Annotated in this window: 9 protein-coding genes; 7 read left to right on the plus strand and 2 right to left on the minus strand. The window is 70.6% G+C overall.

Annotated elements, in window-relative coordinates; translation table 11 throughout:
- Nucleotides 1-87 precede the first annotated feature (87 nt).
- Together OF850_RS01045 and OF850_RS01050 are read left to right on the plus strand one after the other, a co-directional pair.
- Nucleotides 88-1,647: an ABC transporter substrate-binding protein gene (locus OF850_RS01045; protein ID WP_301587807.1), complete on the plus strand. Its 1,560-nt coding sequence runs from the start codon at nt 88-90 to the stop codon at nt 1,645-1,647.
- Nucleotides 1,644-2,855: an aminotransferase class III-fold pyridoxal phosphate-dependent enzyme gene (locus OF850_RS01050; protein ID WP_301587808.1), complete on the plus strand. Its 1,212-nt coding sequence runs from the start codon at nt 1,644-1,646 to the stop codon at nt 2,853-2,855. The genes OF850_RS01045 and OF850_RS01050 overlap by 4 nt, the downstream gene beginning before the upstream one ends.
- On the opposite strand, the gene OF850_RS01055 is transcribed toward OF850_RS01050, so the two are convergent.
- Together OF850_RS01055 and OF850_RS01060 are read right to left on the minus strand one after the other, a co-directional pair.
- Nucleotides 2,852-3,139, minus strand: coding sequence for a DUF3303 domain-containing protein (locus tag OF850_RS01055; protein WP_301587809.1), 288 nt, complete (start codon nt 3,137-3,139; stop codon nt 2,852-2,854). The genes OF850_RS01050 and OF850_RS01055 overlap by 4 nt on opposite strands.
- Before the next feature lie 15 nt (nt 3,140-3,154).
- Nucleotides 3,155-5,692 carry a GAF domain-containing hybrid sensor histidine kinase/response regulator gene (locus OF850_RS01060; protein ID WP_301587810.1) on the minus strand — a complete coding sequence of 846 codons (2,538 nt, stop codon included), beginning with the start codon at nt 5,690-5,692 and terminating at the stop codon, nt 3,155-3,157.
- Between the two features lie 321 nt (nt 5,693-6,013).
- Here OF850_RS01060 and OF850_RS01065 point away from each other — a divergent pair, with 321 nt between their 5' ends.
- From OF850_RS01065 to OF850_RS01085, 5 genes are all read left to right on the plus strand, one after another.
- On the plus strand, nt 6,014-7,957 hold the full coding sequence (locus tag OF850_RS01065) for a hybrid sensor histidine kinase/response regulator (protein WP_301587811.1): 1,944 nt from the start codon (nt 6,014-6,016) through the stop codon (nt 7,955-7,957).
- 79 nt (nt 7,958-8,036) lie between these two features.
- Nucleotides 8,037-8,870, plus strand: coding sequence for an ABC transporter substrate-binding protein (locus OF850_RS01070; RefSeq protein ID WP_301587812.1), 834 nt, complete (start codon nt 8,037-8,039; stop codon nt 8,868-8,870).
- Nucleotides 8,871-9,000: 130 nt separating this feature from the next.
- On the plus strand, nt 9,001-11,364 hold the full coding sequence (gene recD2 / locus OF850_RS01075) for an SF1B family DNA helicase RecD2 (RefSeq protein ID WP_301587813.1): 2,364 nt from the start codon (nt 9,001-9,003) through the stop codon (nt 11,362-11,364).
- Nucleotides 11,365-11,608: 244 nt separating this feature from the next.
- On the plus strand, nt 11,609-12,409 hold the full coding sequence (locus OF850_RS01080) for a hypothetical protein (protein ID WP_301587814.1): 801 nt from the start codon (nt 11,609-11,611) through the stop codon (nt 12,407-12,409).
- Nucleotides 12,410-12,420: 11 nt separating this feature from the next.
- Nucleotides 12,421-13,041, plus strand: coding sequence for an ImmA/IrrE family metallo-endopeptidase (locus OF850_RS01085; RefSeq protein ID WP_301587815.1), 621 nt, complete (start codon nt 12,421-12,423; stop codon nt 13,039-13,041).
- Nucleotides 13,042-13,052: the final 11 nt, after the last annotated feature.

Raw genomic sequence — 13,052 nt, forward strand, 5'->3', positions numbered from 1 at the left:
CCACCTGTTTCGCGCAGCATGAACCCGCGCTGGACAGCGCGCCAAGCCGCCCCCTACGCTTTTCGCAACAACAGGGAGGCGAGGTTCATGGAACAACCCGCGATCACCCGCCGCGCCGCCTTGGGCGCCGGGCTGGCTTTGCCGTTCACCCCCTCGGCGCGGGCGCAATCCGCCCCGGTGAACATCGTGCTGGAAAGCGAGGTGGTGATCCTCGACCCGCATGCCACCACGGCGGCCATCACGCGGACCTTCGCCTACCACGTCTTCGACACGCTCTTCTCCATGGACGGGAAGGGCATGATCCGGCCGCAGATGGTGGAGGCCTGGGAAAGCTCCGCCGACGGGCTGCGCTGGGATTTCCGCCTCCGGCCCAACCTGCGCTTCCACGACAACGCGCCCGTCACTGCTCGGGACGTGGTGGCGAGCCTGGATCGCTGGGCGCCGCGTGACAGCCTGGGCCGCATGCTCTGGGCGGCGAAGGGCGACCTCCAGGCGGTGGATGAGCGCTCCTTCCGCCTGACCCTGACGCGGCCCTTCCCGATGGTGCTGGACGTGCTGGGCAAGCCCAACGCGCCCCTGCCGGTCATCCTGCCCGAGCGCCTGGCGCGCATCCCGGTGGAGCAGCGCATCCGCGAGCCGGTCGGCTCCGGCCCGTTCCGCTTCCGCCAGGCGGATTGGCGCCCGGGCAACGTTATGATCCTGGAGCGCTTCGAGGGCTATGTCCCGCGCGAGGAGCCATCGGATTTCCTGGCCGGCGGGCGGCGCGTCCACCTGCCCGCCATCGCGCTGCGCGTCATGCCCGACCCGGCCACCGGCGCGACGGCGCTGATGGCGGGCGAGGTGGACTACATGCAGTACCTGCCCTTCGACCTGCTGCCGCGGCTGGAGCGGACGCGGGGCGTGCGGCTGGCAGCCTTTGGCGGCATCCACCAGTTCCAGGGCAATTTCCGGGTCAACCACGCCGCCGCGCCGATGGACGACCCGGCGATCCGGCGCGTCCTGTGGCGCTGCGCCGACCAGACGGCCACGCTGACCGCCATCGGCATCCCCGAGCGCTTCCGCGCGCCCGCCTGCCCCTCCTTCTTCCTCTGCGACGCGCCGCTCAGCAGCACCGCGGGCGCGGAGATGATGGGCTTCGACGCGGACGAGGCGCGACGGATGCTGCAGGCGACCAACTACCGCGGGCAGAAGCTGGCCTTCCTGACCACCGCGGGCGGCATCAGCCAGACCGCCGCGCAGGTGATGATCCAGAACATGCAGCGCGCCGGCTTCGACGCGGAGGAGCAGGTGATGGACTGGGGCACGCTGCTGGCGCGGCGTGGTCGACGCGAGGGGTGGCACATCTTCGCCGTCTACGCGAACGGCACGGACATGTTCTCGCCTCTGACCAATTTCTACGTCTCCAACACCTGCGCCGACTATCCGGGCTGGGATTGCGACCGCGACATCGAGCGCCTGCTGCGCGAGTTCGCCAATGCGGGCGACGCGGACCAGCGCAAGCGGCTGGCGGAGGAGATCCAGGGCCACGCCGCGCGGCACGTGCCGAGCGTGATGTGGGGGCAGTTCACCATTCCGGCCGGGATCCGCGAAAGGCTGCGCGACGTGCCGCAGGCCGCCTACCCGATGTTCTGGGACGCGCGGGTTTGAGCACGGACGCCGCGCTGCGCGCCCGCGCGGCGCGAGTGGTGCCGGGCGGCATGTGGGGCCACCTGCACGCCGGCCGGATGCCGCCGGGCTACCCGCAATTCTTCACGCGCGGCGAGGGCGGGCATGTGTGGGACGCGGACGGAAGGCGCTACGTGGACCTGATGTGCGCCTGGGGCCCGGTGATTCTCGGCCACCGCGACGGGGCGGTGGAGGGGGCGGCCGCGCGGCAGGCGGCGCTGGGCGACTGCCTGAACGGGCCGGCGCCGGTGATGGTGGACCTCGCGGAGCGGCTGGTGGACCGGATCGCCCACGCGGACTGGGCGATCTTCTGCAAGAACGGCACGGATGCGACCACCGCCTGCGTCACCATCGCCCGCGCCGCGACGGGACGCCGCGCCATCCTTGTGGCCGAAGGCTCGTATCACGGCGCCATGCCCTGGTGCACGCCGGTCCCGGCAGGCACGACGGCGGAAGACCGGGCGCACCAGCACCGCTTCCGCTACAACGACATCGCGAGCCTGGAAGCGGCGGCCGACGCGGCCGGACCCGATCTGGCCGGGATCATCGTCACCGCCTTCCGCCACGACAACGTCGTGGACCAGGAAATGCCCGAGCCCGGCTTCGCCCGTGCCGCGCGCGCGATCTGCGACCGGCGCGGGGCGGCGCTGATCGTGGACGACGTGCGCGCGGGCTTCCGCCTGCACCCCGACGGAAGCTGGGAGGCGGTGGGGGTGCGGCCCGACCTGTCCGCCTATTCCAAGGCGCTCGGCAACGGCCACGCCATCGCCGCCATCGCAGGGAGCGAGGCGCTGCGCGAGGCCGCCGGCCGGGTCTTCGTCACCGGTTCCTTCTGGTGCGCGGCCGTGCCCATGGCCGCGGCGCTGGCCGTGCTGGAGGAGCTGGAGCGGCGCGACGTGGTGCCCTGGCTGGAGCACCTGGGCACGCGGCTGCGGCAGGGCCTCGCGCAGCGCGCTGTCGCCTTCGGCGTCGGGCTGCGGCAGTCCGGGCCGGTTTCCATGCCGCTCTTCATGTTCGATGGGGATGCGGATTTCGCGCAAGGCCGGGCGTTCTGCGCCGCCGCGCTGGCGGCAGGGGCCTATCTGCACCCGCGCCACAACATGTTCCTCTGCGCCGCGCACACGGAAGCGGACATGGACGAGGTGCTGCGCGCGGCGGAGGCAGGGTTCGAGGCGCTGCGCGGGGCCTAGCGTTCGGCGCTGCCGAGGAAGCGGCGCGCCGCGAGCGCGTCGATCAGCGGATAGGTGGTGAACTCCGCCGGGATCATGTCCGCCCATTCCGTCAGGCGGCGATGCAGCGTCTCGTGGTCCGGCGCGTCGAACAGCACGACGGCGCCGCGCCCGACGCGGGCATGGACGGAGCGTGCCTCGCCCGATTCCAGCAAGGGTTCGATCCAGCGCCAGAATTCCTGGCGCTGGCCGGTCACTTGGCTCGGCCGCTCGGGCCGCGGCTCGCTGATGACGAGAAACAGCATGGGGGTCCCCTTCGCTCAGGCGGACGGGTCGCGCCGCGTCAGCCGGCGCAGGATGCGGGAGAGTTCGGCGGCGGCATAGGGCTTATGGATCAGGTCGAAGCCATGGCTGCCTTCCTCGGCCAGCACGTCGCTGTAGCCAGAGGTGAGCACGACGGGCAGGCCCGGATGGCGGCGGCGGATTTCCTCGCCCAGCTCGATCCCGCTCATGCCCGGCATGACGACGTCGGAGAAGACCACGTCGAACCGGTGCTGGTCGGACAGGAAGGCCAGCGCCGCCTGGGCATCCGTCGCCCAGACGGTCTCGTAGCCCATGTCGCGCAGGATCTGGGTGGAGATCTCCCCGACCTGGAGGTTGTCCTCGACCACCAGGACGCGACGGCCATCCCCGCCGTCACGCGGGTCCGTCTCGGCCGCTGGGGGCGCCGGCGGCTCCACCGTCTCCTGCCGCTGGGCGCGCGGCAGGAGGAGGGTGAAGGTGGCGCCCTGTCCCGGTGGGCTTTCGACAACCACATCGCCGCCCGATTGCTTGGCGAAGCCATAGACCTGGGACAGGCCGAGGCCCGTGCCCTTGCCCACTTCCTTAGTGGTGAAGAAGGGCTCGAAGATCTGCGGCAGCTTGTCCGGCGGAATGCCGTGCCCGGTGTCGCCGAGGGAGATGGCGACGAACTCGCCTGCCGCGCGGCGGCGCCGCTCCACCTGCACGGTCAACGTGCCTTCGCCGTCCATCGCGTCGCGAGCATTCGCGGCCATGTTGACCAGGGCCGTCTCGAACTGGCTGACATCCGCTTCGACATGGCATTCCGTGCACGCGATCTCGGCGACGATGCGGATGCGGGCGCCGGCAACCGTGCCGAGCATGTCGGCGATGTCGCGCATGCGCTCGGCGACGTCGAACACCTCCGGCCGCAGCGCCTGGCGCCGCGCGAAGGCGAGGAGCTGGCCGGTCAGCTTCGCCGCCCGGTCCACCGTCTCGGCGACAGCCTCCACGTAGCGGCGGCGGCGGTCGTCGGGCAGGTCGGATCGGCGAAGCAGATCGGCCGAGGACCGGATGATGGTCAGCAGGTTGTTGAAGTCGTGCGCCACGCCACCGGTCAGCTGGCCGACTGCCTCCAGTTTCTGCGCCTGCCGCAGCGCGTCCTGTGCGTGCTTCAGCTCCGTGATGTCGCGCCCCTCGGCGACCAGCCAGGTCGCCTCGCCATCCGCGCTGAAGACAGGCTTCAGGGAGAAGTCCACGATCGCGCGCGTCTCGCCATGCCCGCGCATCTCGTGCTCCTCGCGCACCGTTTCGCCCGCGGCGGCGCGCCGCGCGGCATCCCGGATCGCATTCTGGAGCGCCGGGTTCCCCCGCATCGGCGCGGCGAGCCAGAAGGGAAGTCCCACGATGTCGTCCGCGGTGATTCGGCTCCATTCGAGGGCGGTGCGGTTGACCTCGATGACCGTGCCGTCGCGTGTCAGAAGCGCCATGAACTGCAGCGCGGAGTCGAACAGGCCGCGGAAGCGGCGGTCAGTCTCGGCCAGCTCGGCGGTGCGCTCAGCGACGCGGCGCTCCAGCGTTTCGTTGAGGTCGCGCAGCCTTTCCTCGGCGCGGGCCCGCTCGACCGCGGCCCAGGTGCGGTCCGCCACCTCGGCGACGAGTTCGGCGTCGTGCTCCGTCCAGGGCCGCGCGGCGCGTGAATGGACGTAAAGGGCGGCCTTCAGCCCGCTCGCCTTCACCAGCGAGGCGGTGATGACGGCCCGCGTGTCGATGGCGTCGAAGGCGGCGAGGCTTTCCGGTGAGTTGGTGCGCGGATCACGCTCCACGTCCGGGATCAGGAGCGGGATGCCGGCGCGCAGCGCCGCCAGGATCTCCGGCCCGAAGGAAGCGAGGTCGTGCGTGCCCTCGCGCGTCGGCACGCTCCCGTCGGTCCAGTTGCGCTCCGTGGTGAAGAAGCGCCGTGTCTCCTCGACCTCGCCATAGCCGACGCGGTTGGCGCCCAGATGTTCGCCGAGCGCCGCCTGTGCCGTCTCGATCACCGCGCGGGGGTCGGACAGGCTGCGCAACCGGTCGCTGAGGTCGAGCAGGAAGCGGCCTCGCCGTTCCGCAAGAACGCGCGCCGTCGTCTCGTTGCCTTGGTTGAGGATCCCCGCGACCGTCCCGTCCTCGCCCCGGATGGGAGTGAAGCTGTAGTTCCAGTAGGTTTCGCGCCGGATGCCCCCCCGGAGCAGTGGCAGCATCTGGTCGTAGGTGGAAAAGCCTTCGCCCGACTGGAGGACGCGCGCGAACTGCGGCTCCAGTACCTCCCAGATATCGGCCCAGACTTCCGCCGCCGGGCGGCCGAGCGCCCAGGGGTGGCGCTCCTCCGGGATGGGCATCCAGGCGTCGTTGTAGAGGAGGCGAAGCTCCGGTCCCCAGTAGATCGCCATCGGGAAGGAGGAATTCAGGCAGATCGAGAGGGCAGAGCGGAGGGATTGCGGCCACGTCTCAGCTTGGCCCAGTGGCGACGATCCCCAGTCATGGACGCGGATCAGCGCGCCCATCTCTCCCCCGCCTGACAGGAATCCGGAAGCGGTCATGCTCCGTCCCTGGAAAAGTGGGTGCCTGGGCCGGGGGATGCCTTGCCGTTTCCGCTCAACAACCCATCCACCTCAATGACCCAATCAACATGCGGAACACTAATGAACGTGCCGCGTCGCGGGAGGTATTTTCGTGGGAACGACCTTGCAAGCAAAGCGCGCGGCGAAAGACCGCAGGGATGGCTGCATCCTGACGCACGAACCGTCCCTCTCCAAGAATGGGAGAACCGTTTGCCGCGCACGCGGTTGCGGCCGCTGCACACTCGCTTGGGAAATCTCTTTTCTTTGACATTGCCGCAACCCCATGGGAGGACTGCGCCAATGGCCGCGGATATCACCTTGGAAGCCCTGAACCCGGGGCGGGTCAGCGAGGAACTCCGGCTGCTGACCGACGCGCTCCCGGTGCTGGTTTCCTACCTCGATGCGCATGACGGAGAGGTGCACTACGCCTTCGTCAACAAGATCTACGAAAGCTGGTTCCCGCGAAGGCGGGAGGAGATCCTGGGCCGGCGCGTGCGCGACGTGGTGGGTGAGGCGGCCTTCGCGAAGGTGGAGCCCTGGATCCGGCGCGCCCTGGCTGGCGAACGCGTTTCCTTTGAGCAGTTCATGCCCTATGCCGAGGGCAAGCACCGCCACGTCCAGGTCGAGTATGTTCCGCGCCGTGCCGAGGATGGCCGCATCGTCGGGATCTATGGGCTGGTGCAGGATGTTTCCGAGGCGAGGCGCGCCGAGGCGGCGCTGCGCGAGCTGAACGAGACGCTGGAACGCCGCGTGGCGGAGCACGCGGCGGAGCGCGATCAGGCATGGCGCAACTCGCGCGACCTCCTCGCCGTGGTGGATGCGGAAGGCGTGTTCCATGCGGCGAACCCCGCCTGGGAGGCCATCCTGGGTCACAGGCCGGAGGAGGTGGTCGGCCACAACTTCGTGAACTTCATCTGGCCCGAGGACGCGGAACTGACCCTCGCCGCGCTGGAACAGGCCGCAGGGGCCAGCAACCTCACCAATTTCGAGAATCGCTACACGCACAAGGACGGGACCCCGCGCTGGATTTCCTGGCACACCTCCGTGGAGGGCGCGCTGGTTTATGCCTATGGGCGCGACATCACCGCCGAGAAGATGCAGCAGGAGGCGCTGGGCCAGGCGGAGGATAAGCTGCGCCAGGCGCAGAAGCTGGAGGCGGTCGGGCAGCTCACCGGCGGGGTGGCGCACGACTTCAACAACCTGCTGACCATCATCGGTGCCTCGGTGGATTTCCTGCGCCGTCCTGACCTGCCGGAGGAGCGGCGCGAGCGCTACCTGAACGCCATCGCCGAGACCGCGGACCGGGCGGCGAAGCTGACCGGTCAGCTTCTTGCCTTCGCGCGGCGCCAGGCGCTGCGGCCCGAAGTGTTCGACGTCGCCGAGCGCATGCGCGGCATTGCCGACATGATGCGCACCATCGTGGGCTCTCGCATCGTCATCGTGACCGACTTCGCCGAGGCACCCTGTTTCATCGAGGCCGACGCCAGCCAGTTCGAGACGGCCCTGGTGAACATGGTGGTGAACGCCCGCGATGCGATGGACGGGGAGGGTACGCTCGTCGTGCGGGTTCGCCCCGCGCCGGGTCGGCCGCGCGGCTCCGGCGAGGTCGTCGAGGTGGCGCTGTCGGACACCGGCGCCGGTATTCCGCCGGACAAGCTGCCGCAGATCTTCGAGCCCTTCTTCACCACCAAGGAGGTGGGCAAAGGAACCGGCCTCGGCCTGTCGCAGGTCTACGGCTTCGCCAAGCAATCGGGCGGCGACGTCGCCGTCGAGAGCCCACCAGGACAGGGCGCCACCTTCACCCTCCTCCTGCCGCGGGTAGCGCCCCCGGAGCCCGTGGACGCCTCCGGCCGCGACCGCGACGCGGCGATGGAGGATGGGCGCGGCCGCCGCGTCCTGGTGGTCGAGGACAACGCGGATGTCGGGACCTTCTCGACCCAGTTGTTGCAGGATCTGGGCTACGAGACGGTCTGGGCCGCCAATGCGGGGGAGGCGCTGCACCACCTGTCCGAGGGGCGCTTCGATGCCGTGTTCTCCGATGTCGTGATGCCGGGCATGAGCGGAATCGAGCTGGGGCTCGAAATCCGGCGCCGCCACCCGGGCCTGCCCGTCGTGCTCACCTCGGGCTACAGCCATGTGCTCGCTTCCGAAGGACGGCATGGCTTCGAGCTGCTCCAGAAACCCTATGCCGCTGCGGAGCTTTCCCGCGTGCTGCGCCAGGCCACGACGCGCCGGGGCCTGTGAGCGCTGCGTTGTGCTCCGGCGCGCCTGCATGCGAGCATCGGCGCGAAAGGGCCGCTGAAAGCAGCCTGGGAGGGAAGCCATGCACATCACCCGTCGTCGCATCCTGACGTTGTCCGCGGCGCCGTGTGCCGCCCCGCTGCTGGCGTGGGCCGCCATCGCGCCGGGACGAGTCCATGCACAATCCGCGCCCCGCGAGGTTGCTTCGGTCCTGGCCCCGAGCGGAACGCTGCGCGTGGCCATCAACTACGGAAACCCGGTGCTGGCGCAGCGCCACCCCGCGAGCAGCGTGCCGCGCGGATTGTCAGTGGACCTGGCCAACGAGATCGGCCGACGCCTTGGCCTGCCCATCCAGTTCGTCACCTACGACGCCGCTGGGCGCGTGACCGATGCGCGGCGGGAAGGGGCGTGGGATCTGTGCTTCCTTGCCGTCGATCCGGTGCGCGCGCAGGGCATCCGCTTCACCGCGCCTTATGTCGTGATCGAGGGCACCTACCTCGTCGCCGAGGCGTCGCCCCTGCGCCGTATCGAGGAGGTTGACCGACCCGGCACGCGGATCTCGGTGGCTCGGGGCAGCGCCTATGACCTCTTTCTGTCGCGCGAGCTGCGCCAGGCGCAGATCGTGCGCGTCGGGACTTCGCCCGAGGCGGTGGAGGTATTCCGGCGCGACGCGCTGGAAGCCGCGGCCGGGGTGAAGCAACCCTTGATCGACTACGCCGCCGCAAACCCGGGCTTCCGCGTGATCCCAGGGCGGTTCATGGTGATCGAGCAGGCGATCGGCATCCCGCAGGAGCGCGAGGCGGCGCTGCCTTGGCTGCGCGCCTTCGTGGAGGAGATGAAGGCCTCCGGCGTCGTCGCCCGCGGGCTGGAGGCGACAGGCCAGCGAAGTGCGACGGTGGCGCCGTCAGCCCCCTAGGCGCATTCGTCCCGTCTTTCGTCACGCGCCGCGAATCGGCGGATTTCTGCCGATTCGCCTTGCAGCGCGCCCCAGCGTTCGCCATGTACGGAACAGGAACGAACGCTCGCCGGGACGCGGAGGCCCATCCTTGCTACACCAGGGTGACACGACGGGCATCCCTTGCGCGCCCCGGCTGGCCGGGCGTGGGTTCATCGGGCGTGTCCATGTCGAGGCCGTGCTGTACGCCGCCGCCGACGAGCGCTTCCACCTCCTGCGCGTCTCGGGTGAGGCGCTGCGGGCGCTCGGTTCCGGGGCCCTTCCACTTCGCTGCCGCAACGGCTCCGGCTCCGGCATCGCGCCGGGCACGGCGCTGGATGTCGAGGGCAGCTTCGTCGAGGGGCGCGACCGCATGCTGCTGCACGCCGAGGTGGTGCGGCGCGTGCCGGTGGAGGAAGCCTTCGGGCTGGAAGCCTGGCTGCGCTCCGCGGGTATCGCCGGGGTGGGCCGGCGCCGCGCCGCCGGGATCGCCGCCGCGCTCGGCCCAGAATGGCAGGAAGGCATGCGCGACCCGCGCCGGCTTTCCGCGGTCAAGGGCATTTCCCGCGCCGTGGCGGAGCGGATCAGCACCTCCTGGCAGGAGGATCTGCGCCGCAACGAGGCGCAGGCGCGGCTGCTCGGCATCGGGCTTTCCCCCTCCCAGGCCCGCGCCTTCGCGGCCCGCCACGGCGGGGTGGATGCACTGCGCATGCTGGAGGAGGATCCGTGGCGCGCCTGCCGCGACGTGGCGGGCATCGGCTTCGACACGGCGGACCGCGTGGCCCGCGCCCTGGGCTTTGCCGCCGACGATCCGCGCCGCCTCCAGGCCGGCTGTGTCGCGGCCGCGGAAGCGGCGCTGGGCGCCTCGGGCGGCACCCGCATGGGCGAGATGGACTTGGTCGGCGAGGCGTCGCGTCTCCTCGCCGTGGCGCCGGAGCTGGCGGCGGAGGCCTTGCAGGACGTGCTGGACCTGCCCGGGCCGCCGCTCGGCGTGTGTCCGGAGACGGGACATATCGGGTTGCGGCGGCTGGAGGAGCGCGAGTTGCAGGTGGCGCGCCACCTCCGGCGCCTCGCCCGCGGGGCAGGGTTGATGGCGCGCGAAGCCGCGGAGGCGGAGATCGCCCGCGCCGAGACGGAGACCGGCATCCGGCTGGACCGCGATGCGGGGCAGTTCGACGCGGCGGCCGCAGCCCTGTCGCACGGCGTCTCGGTCATCACCGGCGGGCCCGGAACCGGCAAGACGACGGTGCTGCGCGTCATCGTGCGCGCTGTGGTCAACGCGCTGCGCCTGCCGCCCGACCATTACGGCATCACCCTCGCGGCCCCCACTGGACGCGCCGCGCGGCGGCTGCGCGACGTCACGGGGCGCCGGGCGGCGACGCTGCATCAGACGCTGCGCCTCGGCATGGGGCGGGGCGGACGCGTCTACCATGCCGACAACCCGCTGCCCTCAGACTTCATCATCGTGGACGAGACCTCCATGCTCGACTTGGAGATGGCGGAACGGCTGCTCCGCGCGGTGGCCAGCGGCTCGACCCTGCTGCTGGTGGGGGATGCGGACCAGCTTCCCCCGGTCGGCCCCGGCCAAGTGCTGCGTGACGTGATCGAAAGCGGCGCCGTGCCGGTGACCCGGCTGACGCGCGTCCGTCGCACCGCCGAGGGGGTGGAGATCCCGCTCGCCACGGCGCGTATCCGCGAAGGGCTGCACCCGGTGCCTGAAGGTCGCACCCTGCTGGGGGTGCATTTGATCGAAACCTCCGATGGGCGCGTGGTCGAACGGGTCCGACAATTGATGGAAGGGCGCATCGCCACGCTGGGTCTGGACCCCGCGACGGAGGTGCAGATCCTGGCCGCGCGGCGCCACGGCGCCTGCGGGGTGGTCGCGCTGAACGAGGCGGTGAAGCGCATCCTCGTGCCGGATCGCGGCGGGGAGCTGCTCGTGGGCGGCACAGGCTTCGCGCCAGGCGACCGCGTCATGGCGGTCCGCAACGACCCGCGTGCCGACGTGAGCAACGGCGACATCGGCACGGTGGAGACGGTGTCGGAGGGGGGCGTGTCCGTCCTTTTTCCCGGACGGCCCGATGCCGTGGGCTTCCTGCGCGAGGAGGCGGAGTGCCTGATCCATGCCCGTGCCGCGACCATCCACAAGAGCCAGGGCTCGGAGTTCGAGGGGGTCATCGTGGTGGCGGCCGAGGAACACGGACGGATGCTGGATCGCAACCTGCTGTATACGGCGGTGTCGCGGGCGCGGAAGGCCGTGGTGCTCGTGGGGCCGCGTTCGGCTGTCCTGCGCGCGGTGCGGACGGAAGGGTCGAGGCGCAACACGGGGTTGCGACGTTTGCTGCAATTGGACGCGCGGGAAGTGGAGCAGCGCCATCGTTTTCTGCTCCCCGCCTCCCCATATCCATCGTGGCGTCGCGCCGCGCAGGACACGCCGAGTATTCCTTCACCCGATGTGAGACTTGAGGGTCATTGACGACTTTCCGCAGTCGGGAAGGTCCGTCACGATGACTTTGCGTCTCAGCTGGAATGCTTGGGAAAGGTCCTGGAAGATTCGTTGATTTCCGGGGTGGAACGGCAGATTCCCCCTTGAAAAAACGGAACAGAAATAGAACATAGGGCATGCCAGCCGTGGCGCGGCCGGTGCGCTCCCGCTTCGGGGAAGTGCCGCCAAGCGCCCTCGTGGCGCTGGCGGAAGCACGCAAGAGAGGAAGGCCCCCGTGCCCATCGATCCCAAGGCCGACACGATGCTCCTCTGGTCTCGCGAGGAGCCGACCGACCCGAAGTACACCAAGCCCTTCACCCGTTCCGGCGGGTTCCGCGGCACGGCCATCAACGCGACCTACGTCCGAAAGCGCCTGACCCATGCCTTCGGCCCGGTCGGCCTCGGCTGGGGCGTGGAGGTGCTGGCCGATGACGTGGTGCCCGGCGCGCCGGTCATCGACGGTTCCGGGCGCGTGCTTGGCCAGGAAAGCGTGCAGCGCATGCGCATCCGCTTCTGGTACCACCCCGCCGGCTGCCGGCAGGGCGAGGACGGCGCGCTGGCGCCGCTCGGCCCGCGCGCGCAGTCCGAGCAGGTCGGGCAGACCACCTACGTTTCCTGGCGCCGTGGCAAGAACGGCGAGGCCGGCCGCTTCGAGACGGACGAGGAGGCGTGGAAGAAGTCGCTGACCGATGCGCTGACCAAGGCGGCGTCCGAGGTCGGCATCGGTGCCGACGTCCATCTCGGCCGCTTCGACGACGTGAAGTACGTCGAGGCCCGCAACCAGGATGCGGAGGCCGAGCAGGTCGCGGCCGAGGGCGCGGCGCGCATGGGCGACCTCCAGGAAGCCCGCGACAACGCGACGGGCCTGCTGGAGCGGCTGGAAGCCGTCACGGATGGCGAGGGCTACAACAGCGCGATGGCGGCGGCGCTCAAGCTGCGTCCCTCGCTGCTGCGCCTGGGCCTGCGCGAGGAGATCGACGCCCTGCGGGCGGCGATGGAGAAGGCGAAGCGCCGCGTCGCCAAGGCCGCGGCCTGAGGAATCCGATTATGGACCAGATGTCCCGCACCCAGGACCTCACTTTCGCGCCGGATCGCCCGGTGCTGGTGAAGCCCCTGCGCGCCAGCCGCGAAGCCGTCGAGGCGGCGGCGGACGCGCTGGGCGCGCGGCTCGGCTTCGCGCCGGGGGAAAGGCTGGAGGAGGCGGTCGCCCGCCTCGGCGGCCGCATCCATCGCGGCGGACCGAACCTTTGGTTTCGCGGCCAGCGCCTGTCCTTCCTCGCCGATGCGCCGGACCGTTTCGAGGTGCATCTGCTGGGAATCACGACGCCCGCCCGCGCGCGGCTCGACCTCGCGCATGAGCTGGCGCATTTCGTGCTGCACGACCTGGCGCTGCGGCAGGAGAATGGCGAGGGCCTCCGCACGGCCGCCCCCTCCATGGTCAGCCCGCACGACGTCGAGGGGCAGCGCGCCGATCTGGAAGCCTTCTGGTTCGCGCATCAGATCCTGATGCCCGCTTCCGCGTTCTGCGCGGCCTGGGCGGATGGCGCGGATGATATCTCAGCGGAAGACCGTCTGCACCGCGTCGCCACGCGTTTCGGCGTGCCGCTGCGCAGCGCCGAGGTGCGTGCCGAGTATCTGGGCCTGGAGACGGGCCGGCAGGCGGCCTAGGATCGCGTTCC

Origin of the sequence: Sabulicella glaciei (assembly GCF_026183895.1) — a bacterium.
GTDB classification, from domain to species: Bacteria; Pseudomonadota; Alphaproteobacteria; order Acetobacterales; family Acetobacteraceae; genus Roseococcus; species Roseococcus glaciei.

Excerpts from the sequence above, each read along its gene's own strand:
- OF850_RS01070 (WP_301587812.1), top strand. The coding sequence starts at position 8,037 with ATGCACATCACCCGTCGTCGCATCCTGACGTTGTCCGCGGCGCCGTGT.
- OF850_RS01055 (WP_301587809.1), bottom strand. The coding sequence starts at position 3,139 with ATGCTGTTTCTCGTCATCAGCGAGCCGCGGCCCGAGCGGCCGAGCCAA.
- OF850_RS01085 (WP_301587815.1), top strand. The coding sequence starts at position 12,421 with ATGGACCAGATGTCCCGCACCCAGGACCTCACTTTCGCGCCGGATCGC.
- OF850_RS01045 (WP_301587807.1), top strand. The coding sequence starts at position 88 with ATGGAACAACCCGCGATCACCCGCCGCGCCGCCTTGGGCGCCGGGCTG.
- OF850_RS01065 (WP_301587811.1), top strand. The coding sequence starts at position 6,014 with ATGGCCGCGGATATCACCTTGGAAGCCCTGAACCCGGGGCGGGTCAGC.
- OF850_RS01060 (WP_301587810.1), bottom strand. The coding sequence starts at position 5,692 with ATGACCGCTTCCGGATTCCTGTCAGGCGGGGGAGAGATGGGCGCGCTG.